Source organism: Leptolyngbya cf. ectocarpi LEGE 11479, from assembly GCF_015207065.1.
Classification (GTDB): domain Bacteria; phylum Cyanobacteriota; class Cyanobacteriia; order Phormidesmidales; family Phormidesmidaceae; genus Leptothoe; species Leptothoe ectocarpi.
The window spans coordinates 1-13,928 of the sequence record NZ_JADEXP010000156.1; the positions used below are offsets into that span (position 1 = coordinate 1).

General features: G+C 47.9%; 12 protein-coding genes. 2 read left to right on the forward strand and 10 right to left on the reverse strand.

Features of this window, described 5'->3' with window-relative positions; genetic code table 11:
* Positions 1-201: 201 nt before the first annotated feature.
* Positions 202-555 (forward strand): hypothetical protein, encoded by a 354-nt coding sequence (locus IQ260_RS16670; protein WP_193994239.1) that lies wholly within the window; start codon positions 202-204, stop codon positions 553-555.
* A gap of 481 nt (positions 556-1,036) precedes the next feature.
* Here IQ260_RS16670 and IQ260_RS16675 read toward each other — a convergent pair whose 3' ends face one another.
* Positions 1,037-1,435, reverse strand: a complete 399-nt coding sequence (locus tag IQ260_RS16675) for a hypothetical protein (protein WP_193994240.1) — start codon at positions 1,433-1,435, stop codon at positions 1,037-1,039.
* 341 nt (positions 1,436-1,776) lie between these two features.
* On the opposite strand from IQ260_RS16675, the gene IQ260_RS16680 reads away from it, so the two are divergent.
* Complete coding sequence (locus tag IQ260_RS16680) at positions 1,777-3,588, forward strand: S8 family serine peptidase (protein ID WP_193994241.1); 1,812 nt, start codon at positions 1,777-1,779, stop codon at positions 3,586-3,588.
* Between the two features lie 422 nt (positions 3,589-4,010).
* On the opposite strand, the gene IQ260_RS31495 is transcribed toward IQ260_RS16680, so the two are convergent.
* The 9 genes from IQ260_RS31495 to IQ260_RS16720 form a co-directional block, all read right to left on the reverse strand.
* Positions 4,011-4,139, reverse strand: coding sequence for a hypothetical protein (locus IQ260_RS31495; protein ID WP_265579522.1), 129 nt, complete (start codon positions 4,137-4,139; stop codon positions 4,011-4,013).
* A 4-nt stretch (positions 4,140-4,143) separates the two neighbouring features.
* Entirely contained in the window at positions 4,144-4,401 is a 258-nt protein-coding gene (locus IQ260_RS16685; RefSeq protein WP_193994242.1) for a hypothetical protein, read from the reverse strand.
* A gap of 26 nt (positions 4,402-4,427) precedes the next feature.
* Entirely contained in the window at positions 4,428-5,864 is a 1,437-nt protein-coding gene (locus IQ260_RS16690; RefSeq protein WP_193994243.1) for a sensor histidine kinase, read from the reverse strand.
* A 274-nt stretch (positions 5,865-6,138) separates the two neighbouring features.
* On the reverse strand, positions 6,139-7,275 hold the full coding sequence (locus tag IQ260_RS16695) for a glycosyltransferase (RefSeq protein WP_193994244.1): 1,137 nt from the start codon (positions 7,273-7,275) through the stop codon (positions 6,139-6,141).
* A 238-nt stretch (positions 7,276-7,513) separates the two neighbouring features.
* Positions 7,514-9,379 carry a DCC1-like thiol-disulfide oxidoreductase family protein gene (locus IQ260_RS16700; RefSeq protein WP_193994245.1) on the reverse strand — a complete coding sequence of 622 codons (1,866 nt, stop codon included), beginning with the start codon at positions 9,377-9,379 and terminating at the stop codon, positions 7,514-7,516.
* 53 nt (positions 9,380-9,432) lie between these two features.
* Positions 9,433-10,356 (reverse strand): hypothetical protein, encoded by a 924-nt coding sequence (locus tag IQ260_RS16705; protein WP_193994246.1) that lies wholly within the window; start codon positions 10,354-10,356, stop codon positions 9,433-9,435.
* A gap of 32 nt (positions 10,357-10,388) precedes the next feature.
* Positions 10,389-11,849, reverse strand: coding sequence for an MBOAT family O-acyltransferase (locus IQ260_RS16710; RefSeq protein WP_193994247.1), 1,461 nt, complete (start codon positions 11,847-11,849; stop codon positions 10,389-10,391).
* Between the two features lie 27 nt (positions 11,850-11,876).
* Positions 11,877-12,176, reverse strand: a complete 300-nt coding sequence (locus IQ260_RS16715; RefSeq protein ID WP_193994248.1) for an acyl carrier protein — start codon at positions 12,174-12,176, stop codon at positions 11,877-11,879.
* Between the two features lie 45 nt (positions 12,177-12,221).
* Positions 12,222-13,928 (reverse strand): acyl-CoA dehydrogenase (locus IQ260_RS16720; RefSeq protein ID WP_193994249.1); only part of this gene is annotated, 1,707 nt, incomplete at its 5' end.

The following is a 13,928-nucleotide window of genomic DNA, read 5'->3' on the forward strand; positions in this document are numbered from 1 at the left end:
CCCTAACACTAACCATAAAAATTCAAAATTGCTACGTATCAGTCACATCATATTAGTGACTTGAATTTTAGTTATTTAAGCCTTCAAACGTAAAAGGAAGCTAATGCCCAAGTCATTGGTTTATCTCTCAAGCCGCCGCCTCTACGAAGCTTTTACAATAAAACTAGCCCAGTGCCAAGATCGCAGCAGAGGACAAGACCCATGGCAACGCTGACCATCGAAATATCCGATGACTTAATGGAGCAGCTTTCTCCATTTAAAGATCAGCTGCCTGAATTATTGCGTCGTGGGCTTCAGCCGTCGATATTACCGGCTCAAGTCTATCGCTACATCCTCAACTTTCTAGCCAGTCAACCCACACCTGAAGAAGTTTCAAACTTTCGCCCCACTCCAGAAATGCAAGATCGATTAAGGTACCTACTGGATCGCGAACAGGCTGGCAAATTGAGCATAGATGAGCGCCAGGAACTCAAGGAATATGAGAGTATTGAACACCTAATTGTGATGCTAAAGAGCGGAAATCTACTAAACATTGATCAGAATAACCCTGATTGACTAGTTGCGGATATGGCAGTAAGTCAACAGTCTAAATTTCATTTATATCAATAATTTTGAGGTTTATTAAAATAAAATGGACTAAAAATGGACTAAATTTTCAGCTTGTTTTGAGGTCGTTTCTTGAGTAATGCGGACATTCCGCAGTTGAGTCAGCACATCAAATAATATTTCTGGCAGGGAACGCCCAGAAACCTGAGTATCTTCAGTCGTTCAGGTGAGAGGTTAGAGACCTGAGGTTGGGCATCAATCTAGACCAGATGAGAGGATATTAATTTCGTCTACCAATAACTTTGGTAAGTCATCCTGTCATGCGACGAAGAAATTTGTCCGATTTGTGGGGTGCAAATCAAGGTGCTGATGCGCTGCGTTGAGGTTAGTAATCGCTTTGGTGACCGCCAGCGTTTGAGTTATCCAACTCAACTCTAGGAATACATCTTGATTTTTAGTATAGGGGACTAACTGGCTGTCTGGGATTTACCTATTTAGCAGGTTCCTGTTTAACCTGTGTGCCGTCTAAATCAGTGCGATATTGCCAGGTTTGATCACCATCCGTCACACTAACAGCCCAGCCTGGCGTCATCATCTGGGCACAAAATTCACCGGGACCACTCAAGCCAAGGCAAGCATCGGGCCAGTCCGCCGCTTCACTTTTAACAATACTGAGGTTTTCCGGGGCCACACTTTTTTCTGTGCCGATCGCCTTCAAAATAGTTTGCTGCAACTCTGACGAGAGAGATTCTTCAGACATATTGACGATTTCCTCAGGACTAGACGGCTCAGGGCTGGAGGTAGGACTTGGTACAACGGGCTGTTCAGCTCTAACACAGCTTGTAATAAGCAGTAGCGCTAAGGCTAGGATTAACACAATTTGTTGCATTTGTAACCTCCTGGGTGGCTGATTCTGACTGAATCGAATACCTTGGGGTAGGCGAGTAGGAACTATTCAAACTTATGCTGAATAGTCGTATATCGTCATCGCTTTGCGCAAAAGAGTTTAGACCTGATGTCTGTTTACCATCGGGTAACTGGTTTAGGTCATGCAAAAAAACAGTCACTTTGTCTGATGGGTGTAATGGGGATAAACACTATCGGGTTTGAGTTGAGGGCAGGCTAGCTGTGTTGGGACTCGGATGCGATTAAGGCTCTGGTTCACCATACATGTGCCAATATCTGCTCCATCTGTGTAGTTCTTTGAAAGTTGTTACAACTTAGATTCCTATGAAACGGTTTTACTTTGCTTTGGTGGGGCTAGGGGTAACCTTGGCGTTGCTATGGGGTTCTCTCTTTCCGGTGGGTGCGATCGCACAGAAACCCACTAAGCCAGACCAGCAAACATTTGCCGTGGGGGAATTTGACTCCATTATTCTCGACTTTCTAGAAACCCCTGATGTCCTATCTAGCCTGACGACATCTCTCAAATCCTTGGGTCAACAATTCAGCCTCAGCCCCGTGCTGAATAGTGACTTTTCCGTGGCGGATAATCTTTATATTGTGTCCGGCAATCAAGCCATCCTGGACAAACTGAAAAACTCCAGCTGGGCAGCTCAAACAGAATACATTGAACCTAACTATATCTATAGCCAGTCGTCGATGCCGGTGAATGACCCGGATTACGCCAAGCAGTGGAACCTCAAACAAATTAATGCCCCCGGCGCTTGGAAACGGGGTGTCAATGGCCAAGGGGTAACCGTCGCGGTGATTGATACGGGCATTAGCCAGGGGCCGGATCTGAAAAAGACACAGTTTGTGTCTGGGTATGACTTTGTCAATGATCGCGAAAATGCGATCGATGATAACGGCCACGGTACCCATGTGGCGGGCACCATTGCCCAGTCTACGAATAATCGCTACGGCGTGGCAGGGGTGGCCTATGGCGCGAAACTAATGCCTCTCAAAGTGCTGAGTCGCTCTGGCGGCGGCACCGTTGCCGACATTGCTGAAGCGATTCGGTTTGCGGCGGATCATGGAGCTAACGTAATCAACATGAGTTTAGGCGGCGGCGGTGACTCTAAGCTGATGCGCGAAGCCGTTGACTATGCCCATAAAAAAGGTGTGGTGATTGTGGCGGCGGCGGGGAATGAAAGTGTGGGCAGTGCTTCCTATCCGGCTCTATATCCCAATGTGATTGCCGTTTCTGCCGTTGGTCCCGATCGACAAAAAACCTCCTATTCCAACTACGGTACAGGTGTAGATATTGCTGCCCCCGGTGGTGCCACCCGCAGCAACGAGCAGGATGGCATTTTGCAAGAAACTATTAATCCTCGCTCCCCCAGCGCATTTCAGTTTAAGTATTTCCAGGGCACTAGCATGGCTGCCCCCCATGTGGCGGCGGTGGCGGCTCTGGTGAAATCCCGTCGACCATACCTATCGCCAGATCAGGTGTGGGATGTGCTCAAGTCCTCGGCCCAACCAGTGAAGAGTGACAGTCAAAACTACTTTGGGGCCGGATACCTGGATGCGGCCAAAGCTGTGGGAGGCGGCATTCCTATTGCATTTAACCCTCTGGCCATTCGCTGGGTTGACATTGGTCTGAAGCTGCTAGCGGCAGCATTACTGACCTGGTTGCTCATCCCCCGTGAGGGTAGCTTTAGTCCTTGGAATGTAAGTTTTGCCTTGGGTGTGGTGCTGGGCAGTGTCGGTCTGTTTGTTTTACCCGCTATCAGCATTGCCAATGTGCCCCAATGGCTATTACGCGCGCTGGGCAGTTCCATTCCAGAATTGGGGGGAGCCGTGATGAATCAATCTACGCTTAACCCGATTTTTGCCAGTCTTCTGATTCCCCTGGGGCTGATGTCCGCTTTCATTAGTCACCGCATGTTCAAATGGGTGGTGCTGGGTATCTCCATTGGTATGACGGCATTTATGGTGATCGCAGCGTCGGGGTCTCCCACCCTTTGGCTAATTGGCACCGGTCAGTGGGCTCGTTTATTTTTGCTGATGAATGCTGTGCTCTGTATGTTCATCACCTATCTGTTTATGAAGGTGGCGGCGGATGATGGTGCCCCGGCAGTTTCGAATAATCAGCGTTAGAAGACGGACTGGTAAGTTAAGCCATTTACCTAGATCTACAAAAATAGGGCTGTGACTTGATTACATTGAACCGAATAGTCACAGCCCGTTTGGATCTAACGGACATTCCGCAGGTGAGTCAGCACATCAAATAATATTTCTGGCAGAGAGCGCCCAGAAACCTGAGTATCTTCAGTCGTTCAGGTGAGAGGTCAGAGACCTGAGGGTGCTCATCGAGCCAGACCAACTGCACTAGGATGTAACCGTTGCTGCTTGCCAATAGTCGAATATGACTCAAAATCGTGCGATCGCACCAGTCAAACTTTACTAATCAGCGTCTGCAGCTAACTCATTCAAAAACGAGCAGAAATCATCAATATCTGACCTGAATGAGCTGTAGCATTGAGGTAGCTCTCCAACCAGCTCGCGCAGACGCGATGGCCTTAGTCGTAATCATCCTCATCTCGCTCAACAGCCTTGGTTAAAAGATTCTGAGCGCGTTCAACAATGTGCTCTAGATCAGCTAGTTCAGACTGTAATCGAGCCGCTAATGCTGTCGTATCTGCATTCATAGCTCTAAGTGCGCCCTCTCAATTTCATCCAAAAAACCGGTAAATCAAGATCAGAGTTTATGTGGGTGTTTTGCCAAGCAACCATGGAACCAAACACAACTACCTTCTGAGCCTGAAACTCATTCTTTAAAATTTCAGCTGCTTGGTTAGCAATAGACAATACCCATTGATGCCTGGTTCGTAGCTCATGCGCTTTCTTCGCAGACCGCTTTTGCGCTGACTTACGATATAGACTCATTTTTTTAGCATCAAACCTAGACATCACAAAACCTAAGTGAGGCGATTAACTTATAGGGCAGCAGCTTCAGCTGGAATAGGTATTTCAATTGTAAACTCTGTTCCTTTTGCTTCACTAGACTGACAGTACAGTTTTCCCTGATGTTGGGTTACCACAATTTGATAACTAATAGCTAACCCCAGGCCAGTTCCTTCGCTACTTGATTTTGTCGTAAAAAATGGTTCAAACAAATGCTTTTTCAAGTCTGGCTTGATGCCTACCCCATTATCAGCAATGCGGATCATAATAGTGTGATTTACAACTGCCGTATGAATCCGGATTACAGGATCGGCTGACTGCTTGCCAATACATTCATCTATAGCATCAATCGCATTGGTCAGGAGACTCATAAAAACTTGATTGAGCTGCCTAGGACAGCATTCAATTTTCGGTAGAACTCCATAGTGTTTAATGACCTGAATCTCAGAGCGCTTGGTCGAAGGCCTCAGCCGATGCGATAGCAGCACTAGAGTGCTATTGATACCTTCATGGAGATCGGCAACTTTTTTCTCTGATTCTCCTAGACGCGAAAAATTTCGGAAAGAACGCACCAGCTCCTGAATCCGTTCACTACCCGTTTGCATAGAACTCAAGAGATAGGGTAAATCCCGACGAATAAAATCAAGATCGCAGGCTACGATTGCCTGCTGAATTTCAGGCGTCGGCTTGGGGACAACCTGCTGATAGCAGCTGATCAGCTCTAGTAGTTGATGGGTGTAGTTGGCAATATGGCTAACGTTACCAACAATAAAGGTATTAGGATTGTTAATCTCATGGGCAATTCCTGCAATTAATTGTCCCAAAGAGGACATTTTCTCACTCTGAACTAGCTGCGCCTGAGTTTGTAGGAGACTCTGCAGCGCTGCCTCTAGCTCTGCAGTCCGATGTTCTACGCGTAATTCGAGTTCTTCGTTGAGCTGTTGTAGCTCGAGAGTAGCTTGTTGTCGCTCTAGCTCTGTGGCTGCCCGAGCTGCAAAAATTTTTAGGATACTTTTGTATAGCTGACTCTCCAAAATGGAATCGCTGTCTATAACCAATAAATTTCCCAGAATTTTGCCGTCTGTAGCTTTCAGACAAACTCCCACGTAGCTACTGGCTTCTAACGCTGATAAAACAGGATGGTTAGGGAAAATATCTTGAATTCCGCTAGGACAGTAATACTCATCTTTAGTGAGTACAATTCCACAAGGCCCAGATATCGGATTATAAGTGATGCTTGGCTGTAGCTGGCCATCGCAAAAAAGGCCTAACGTTTGCAGTTGACCGTCCTCCAACAGCTTGCTGACGGCACAATTGCGTACATCTAATGCTAACGCTAGATTTTCTACTAATGCCGAAAAAAATGCATCTCCAGTGACCGAGGCTGTCCCTTGCACGACCCTCTGGATCATGACCTCTAAAGAATGATTAGGCTGGGCGGTTGAAGGTGGCGTCAAATTGCCGGTCATAGCCGTCTATCATTTTGACCAAAATTCATGCTTATACACCCGCTAATCAGCCTATTCATTATAACCTGCGCCTACACGGCAAGCTGACTTAACATGAGACTGAGTCGCCTTAAGTAAGACTCATTTTGAGATTAAAAATCTTATTTTAAGACTAACTTTGACTATACTTTGTCTCAACTTAAGAATACCTGCCTTGGTGTAAGTCTATCGAAAATTTAGCTAATCTCAATTCAAGAATGCTTTGTCATGGTGAACTACCTGTGGCCCCCCGACCTTATTTGACCTTGGTAACCCGCCAGCTGAGTTTCAAATTTAGCCAAAAGTTCCATAGGGTGACGACTGCGATCGCAATTAGATTAGCTAGGTAAGCATAGCGCTGACCAAAAACAACGTTATATAAAAAATTCAGCGTCAAGACATTGAAGATCAGGCCGGACAGACAGATAAGATTAAACTTTAAGAAGCGTCTGAACCGGGCTCCCCACCCCTTTTGCTTTTGGGCAATATCAGAAAATGTCCAAGCATCATTCCAAATAAAATTATTAACAATGGCCACTTCTGCTGCCAAAATCTTGCTGCGGGTAAGATTTAAGCCCAGCGTGGTGTGTAGCAAATACAAAACAGCCATATCCACAAACACTCCGCTCAAGCCCACCAGGCCAAACCTGACAAAGCGTTTGAGTGGAAACTTTTGACGTAGACGAGCTATCTTCCCTCGAGAACGTAGCCGGACTAAGTGGTGAAGATAATCAATATACTGCTTCCAGGTAACCTTACTTTCACCGGCTGTGCGCTCTTGAAAAACATAACCCACCTCAGCAATACTGTTGATCTTTCCCCGACCAATCACTTCCAAAAGAATTTTGTAGCCTTTAGGATTAAGCGCATGATTTTGGATGGCATGACGTTGAACCATAAAATAACCGCTCATGGGATCGCTAACTCGCCCCACTACAGTTGGTAAAATCAACAATCCCAGTAACTGAGCGCCACGGGACAAAAAACGCCGAATAATACTCCATTCACTCACACCACCGCCATCCACATGACGGCTGGCAACAGCTAAATCGGCTCCACCACGAACCGCAGATAACATCTGCAATAGCACTTCTGGCGGATGCTGCAAATCACCATCAATAACACCCAAGACCTGCCCCCGCGAAACTTGCCAACCTCGAATAACAGCAGATGATAATCCTCTTTCTTGCTGCCGCCTCATCACCCGTAGCTGTGGATAGGAGTGGCTCAAATTATGGGCAACTTTCCAGGTCCCATCTGGACTGTCATCATCCACAAAAATCAACTCATACTTACCTGGAATTTCACGATCTAATAGATTCGTCAGTTGACTGACAATGGATTTAACATTGCTACCTTCGTTATACGTTGGGATAACTACAGACAGCAGCATGGGCTGTGTCCAAGTGGGCTCTGACAAATCTGACGACAAATCTGACAACGTTGTCTGCCCATTTATTGGCTCGTCTTGATGTAATCCTGGTTGCGGTAATCCTGTAATTAACAGGGGGCCTATCGGAACAGGCACTAATAAAGAATAAGAACTTTCATCAGATATAGAATTTCCCGTAGACGGTGTAGCGTGATTCATAATAAATGACTTTCTAATACATGCCTACTGATTAGGTTGACTAGGTTGACTTAGAGTTGCAAGACTGTTGCCAGGGTTGGGTTGCTGTAGTTGTTTGATTTTGGCCAGGGGGAACAGTTCTCTCGTCTATGAAAGAAACATCTACGCTTTTAAGTTGTTGATTGCTGGCGTTATGATCGTTCCAATGGCGACAAATATATTGACCATAGTAGGGATAAAGATGTTTACCGAGTGCACGGTTGAGATTAATAAAATACGTGCGCCATTGTAGATTTTTATAGATAGTTTGTCGCTGAGCCAGGGTAGGTTTATCGGTAGAAATAGCCTGTTTGGGTTGCAGTAAGTTTACGGTGCTGCCATCTTCTAAAGTGCCTGTGACAACATACCAGCCATCATCACGGGGAGGGCTGGGTGAAAAGATGCTCCAGGATTGATCTAGTCTTGCCGCCTGCATCGGTAGATTTAGCCGATTAGCGGTGCGGCTATGGGTAATTCGTCTGAGCGCACGGATGACTGGATGAGCACTATCAACAAAGGCATAGTGATGGGTGATACTGCGAACATTCCAGATAGAGATGAGCATTAGCAGAACTGTTGCTAGGCCGTTGCCAAACCATGACGGCTCAACAGAAAAAGCCTTAAAGGTGAAGGGACGGGTGAATAGGCCAGCCCGGCGACGGTTATTAGCAATCGTTTCATAAAAACGCGTACCTGCATTTAGGATGGGTGACCACTGGAGCAATGGAGCAAAGATTCGAAAGACAGGCGAGAGGCTACAGACATAGGCGATCGCTTCAAACTTGTAGTGATACTTGCTTCTCCAATCGACGACAACCCAGGAGTTATGGCGCTCCATAGCTGCAAAAATATCAGGATCGCTTTGTGTAGTGCGGAGGGGGGTATCCGGCAACAGTAAAAACGTACGAATTAGGTGCACGACCTTTTTACAGAAGCCGCAGTCGGCATCATAGTTAATGACCAACCCCTGTTGCTCAGGGCCATAACAACGCTTGGTCCACCGCTCCCACGTGGATGTGGGAATAAATGCAAGCCAGGTAACAATGCTCAGCGCTGGAAAGATCCCGAGATTAAGCGTCAGCCCAAACCCCAGATGCAGCAAAATAAAGGTGACAATGGCGATATTGCGAAACAGATCGCTTCGGTAAGGCACAAACAAAAATAGGGGACCTATCCACTCTAGTACCAGTGTAAAAAAGGTAAGTATGGGTAGTAAGGCCCCCAAGTGCAAAAGCCATGCTCCGAGGGGGGTTACATACTGATCAAAGCTTAAAGAGTAGTAGACTGCACTGCCTTCAGGCCACCAGGTGGGACTGGTCGTTTTAAAGAAGGCGGAGAACATGTATATGAAACTCTGCTGAACCATGAGGGCTACGGTCGCCACCCCAAAAAAACGTTTAGGTAGGGGGCGAGAGGCCGTATTGAGGGCACTGTCAACGGAATATTTAGCGCCAAGGGGGAGAAACATCGCCCAGAACATGATCGCCCGGAGGACATCATCGGCAGCAAAGATCAGGGCCGGATTCCGGTTATGCAGAGAGACGATCAGGGCCCAGGAGCCTATGGTTACTAGACGGGTTTTGTACCCTAACAATAGGGCCAGGGCCAGGGTAGCTGCTATTAGAAAAAGGAGGGCCTGGGTCCAGGTCTGCCCGCCCATGAGGTGAAGTGACCAGTAGCCATCAGGTAAAATTTCAGCCGCTGCTTGGCGGGGTAATACCCCTGCATCAGTATAGTGGGCAACCATATCACCCATACGGGTGAAGAGATCGGCCAGGATAACAAACGCCAGTCCAATGCGCACCAAGGCTAATGATCTAAGATCTAGGCCATAGCGTTTTTCCAAAAATCTAGATCGGGGGCCAGAGCGGAAGTTAGTATCGACCATGGAACAACGGGGACAAAAAGGGGCAGAGCACTAGCGGAACGATTGCGGAACGATCACTGAGCCAGTAGTAGTTGCAGGTCTTGGGCTAGGGCTTGCGATCGCAACCTACGCGCCTCAGGAGTTAAATGATAATGGGTATCCGCAAACAGAGCCGAGTCAGACTGAATATTGAAAGTCTCAGGGTCGTAAATCAAAGGGGCGATGTCTGATAGGGCTGCTGCTGTAGCCTGAACATTTTCCTGGGTATCTATATCACTGGCATCGCCATAAACCCAGGGCAGCGCCAATAACAACGTGGCTCCGTTAGCCTCTACCTCCCTACGAAACTCGGCAATCCGGTCGAGGGCATGGGGCGTAGCAGGACTCTGAATTTTTAGCTGCCACCATTTACCAGTGCGGGTCTTAGTGACCGTTGGATCTCCCAGTGCGGTCAGTGGATCATCATAGTAGCCGCTCACCTTTCCCAAGGTAGCCAGCTCTGTCGAGGACTTGATCACGGCTCGTAATGAAGGCACCCCCAACATCACCACGCTTTGCGCTAGCTGTCTTGGCGGCATGTCTCCCGTAAATGGCTGTCCCGTGGCCAGGGCAAAGGCTCCAGAGCGTTCCCCCAGCCCATTTTCATGACCTAACAGCAGATATTCCGGAATCAGCAAGACCGTATCTCCCGGCCTCACCTCGGATAAGACACTGGGCAGGATCAGATTTAACCCCACTGGACCATCAATCCCCATATTGATCACCGGTAGCCCCAGTTCAGCCTGAAGTACCTCCGCGTTAATGGTGTAGTGGGCTCCTGATCCTCCGGTGACAATGAGCTTAGGAGACTCCATCGCCTGGGCCAGTGCCACTTTCCGTTGGTACAGAGCGCGCAGCCATGTGGTTTCACCCCCACCATAAACGTTGTAAAGGGTGCCAGCGCCCCAGGCTAAACCGGCGACCATGGCCCAGCTCCATAGTTTCAGTGCTGCTTTCATCTGGCGGATGTCTCCCTTTACATCGCTACACTCTAAAACTCAAAATAAATAAACTCGGATGGAATATTAGCGGCGAAGAGAATCGTTAGCACTAACAATAGCTTGGATACCCAGGGCAGTAAAAAAAGCTCATACTCTAGAGAGCGTTCTTGCCAAACTGCGATATGCTCTACCAGTAAAAAAATACCTGCCAATAACAGAGTCAGCCCCAAAGCAAGGCCTTCATTTAGACTGAACTGACTTAAAGCGCTGCCGAGATTAGCGAAGGAATAGGCCCAGGGTGTGATCAGAGTGAGTAACTTGGTGACCAGGCGAGTTGTATTTAACTCCATAAAAAACAAACACCCTAGAACCACTGAGCCAAACGTTAATGCCCACGACATAATTTGAGGGCGCTTAACATACCGGCTAATCACTTTTTGAAATGGACGCCCCGTGTAGCGTAGCAATAGCAGCAGGGCACCATGATAGACGCCCCAGAGAATAAAGTTCCAGGAGGCTCCATGCCAGAAACCCGATAGGGTAAACGTAGCAAATAGAAAAGCCGGAGCCCAGGCTTTTCGAGACCCCATCAAGGGCAAAAACACATAGTCACGAAACCAGGTGCTCAAGGAAACATGCCAGCGTCGCCAAAACTCATTGATACTTTGGGAGGTGTAGGGCGCTAAAAAGTTTACGGTCAGTCGTATCCCCAGCACCCGAGCAATGCCGACGGCCATAAAGCTATAGCCGGCAAAATCAAAATAGATGCGCAGGGTAAATAAAAACGCATAAAACCAAACTAACCAGGCATTGCTTGCCTCTTGCAGATCGATATAGGGGGCAATATTGTCCGCCAGGACAAACTTCATAAATAACCCCAGGGACAGCCATCGCAGTCCCCAGTCCCAGTTCTCAGCTGTAAACTTAAATCTAAAGTTAGAAATCTGAGGCAGTAGGGCCGAGCGTCGTTCAATGGGACCGGCCACAATTTGAGGAAAAAAGGCAACAAAGTTGACATAGTCCATAAAGGCGATGGATTTCTTCCGGCGAGCCTTTAAAGAATCGACGACGAAAGCCACCATTTGAAACGTATAAAACGAAACCCCAGGCGGAATACCCCCAAAAACAGGGAGTGGAAATTGCGATCGCCAATTGCCTGGAACAGCGACAGCAAGCCCCAAAATATCCTCAACAAAGAAGGTTAAATATTTAAAGTAGACCAGCACACCCACATCAAAAATGACCAGCAGCGTAGCAATCAGCCGTTCCTGTTGGGGTGGGCGGGTAATCATCCACCTCACCATCCAATAGTTGAGCAGGATCTGAACTAGAAAAACGACAAAGCTGGTGGCGCTAGCATTAAAGAACAACAGCAGGGATAAGGCCGCAATACCCACCGTGTCAAAGACGCCGCGCCAAAGGTTAAAAGTCTGTCCAATGAAACGTACAGTAAAAAACGGTACGCAAAATAGGAATAAGATCCACCAAAAGGAAAATTCAGAAAAATTCAAACCGGCCTCTCCTTAGTACCGTTGACCCTAGAGAGCACTGGGATCGATAGAGACCTCAAACTCATCCACTAAGTAGGTCGCTGCTTTGGCAATGGTAGGATAATCCCACAAAAGTGTAGAGGGTAGCTCCAAATCAAGCCAGTCTTCTAAATCGGCCACCAGGGTAACCGCATCAATAGAATCCAATCCGTAGCGGGTCAGAGGTTTGGTAACATCTACCGTGGCTGGATCCAACGAAAGCACATCAGCAAGCTGGTGGATGAGCCAGGTTTGAATCGCTTCAACAGGTGAGGTAGTGGATGGATTTTGAGTTGTAGAAGATGTCATAGTGGTGATTTAACTAAGTTAGAATTTTAAACAAAGTCCCCAGGGCTAAACCTGCAGAGCTGTCGCAGCGGATGCGACTGGAGCCGGAGCATCCGCAGAATTATTTGCAGATGCCAGTTGAAATGGCACAATGGAAAACATTTTGTCAGCTGCGTGCAACCGTAACAATTCCTCCGCTAAGGTTTCGTAATCGGCCAATGGGACTGCTGGCCGATCAGGCGTAAGCTGGGCTAGCAATCGATCAGCACATAGGATCAGCCACGTTCCTTGGGCAAAGAAATCTCCCAGCTGGCTCCGATTATAAAGCCACATATGTAGACAGGCGGCGGCAGCATGGATATAGCAGTATCGTTTAGCCTCTTCAAAGGCTTCAAAGGATTGATCGTGGCCGTGTTCGAAAGAGCCATTGGCAATCGCTTCATCCTGCTTGTCTAAGATGGTTAGGAACTGTCGATACTGCTGTTTGAGGCAATCTAGAACCGCAGTATCGACATCAAGGGGTTGACTCAGGGCCGCTACTGCTGATTCTAAGCCCTGGATCACATCGTCTGCCCCCCGGCTCATGAGGTCTAGTTTACTGGGGTCGAATTTAGGCAGCTCTGTCGTTAGATCAAAACTGTTGCGCAAGCGTTTTTGGAGAGCTGCCAAATCCTTCGGTTTACGACGGCTGCGACCTTTGGCTAACTGTCGTCGCTGTAAAATTAAAGCATGGAGATTGACGACTGAGCTACCATCAAACACGCTGATGATGGAGCTGTCCCGCAACATTTTTTGGAAGACGCCGCAGTCATGCTCGTCACGCATATAGAACCTGGCCCCCAGCACCACTGAAATCTCCTGCTGCATTTTTTCCAGGGTCACAGGCACAAAGTACTTATCGACGGCTGACCAGACGCTAAACTGTCGCGGGGCCACATGAAATCCACGGGCAGCTGCAATATTGACACAGTCACAGGTCAGAATATCCAGAAATCCATTGACTAGCACACGACGGGGATGGGGCATCTCCCAGACGGTCTTGCCATAGATTTTACGGTTCAAGGCAAAATTGAGCGTGGTGCGCAGACAGGTATCGGCAGAACCTTGGGAGAAGGCTGCACATAGAGCACGGGTAATCTGAAATCCTTTTAAGGCGAGTTCTAAACCCTGTCCCTCTTTGCCTAAAAGCATGGTCTCAGGGACAAAACAGTCTTCAAAATAAATGCCGCTCATGTCGGCGCCCCGAATGCCATGGGTCTTGATTTTGGCATTGTTCCCAAACTGACTGGGATCAATGTCCCGTTTGTCTACCATAAACAGGGACAGCCCCCGGTTGCCACCTTGTTCATCAGTGCGGGCGAGGACAAAGGTGATGTCTGATCGAGTGGCTCGGTTAATGGGCCATTTCTCACCGGTTAGGCGATAGCCACCCGGAACCTTCTTCCCAATGACGCTGCCACCGACTAGATCGCTACCATGCTCGCGTTCAGAGTAGGCTAAGCACATGGTGCCTTGCTCATCTTGCATAATCTGAGCCAGCGTTTGCTTTTGCTTGTCCGTACCCGCCATCCAGGTCAGGAAGGACCAGAACATGGTGGTAAATGCGATCGCAATATTGAGATCGCGGCGAGCTAAAACTCGCACAAAAGCAACAAATTCCTCAAAAGAGGTGAATTTACCACCACAGTCCGTAGGAATGTAATAGTGCTGTAACCCCCAATCGTAGAGCCACTTAACCTCAGCTTCCGGAAAACTCTCTTGTTCATCTAGAAC